The sequence below is a fragment of the Bacillus sp. REN10 genome, assembly GCF_016820555.1.
Taxonomy (GTDB): Bacteria; Bacillota; Bacilli; order Bacillales; family Domibacillaceae; genus Bacillus_CE.
Genome location: NZ_JADHDW010000049.1, coordinates 1 through 355, shown reverse-complemented (window position 1 = coordinate 355; position 355 = coordinate 1). Strand labels below are relative to the sequence as shown.

The window sequence follows — 355 nt, the reverse complement described above, 5'->3', positions numbered from 1 at the left end:
TTACGGATTTGAGAAACCGGGGGAAGCAACAGGTGAATTCCCTAACCAAAAAACTACTCCCTGATGCACCCGCTGGGTTAACGGCAGGCACACCGACCGCTACTAGTGTTAGTTTGAGTTGGGAAGCTGTCACTCATGAGAGCGGGATTTCAGAATACAGAATCTATCAAGATGGTGTACAAGTAGGAACATCGGCAACAAGTAGTTATCAAGTAACAGGGCTAACCGCTGAAACTACTTACAACTTTGAGGTAACAACAGTTAGTCAAGGTATTGAATCAAATAAAAGCGTAGCTGTTAGTGTTACGACAGCCGCTGCTTAAAGAGTCGTTTCATACGGCTCTTTTCTTTTTTT

Annotated in this window: 1 protein-coding gene; it reads left to right on the top strand. The window is 43.7% G+C overall.

What is annotated here, in order from left to right:
* Nucleotides 1–323 (top strand): fibronectin type III domain-containing protein (locus IRB43_RS17705; protein WP_238942091.1); only part of this gene is annotated, 323 nt, incomplete at its 5' end.
* Nucleotides 324–355 lie beyond the last annotated feature (32 nt).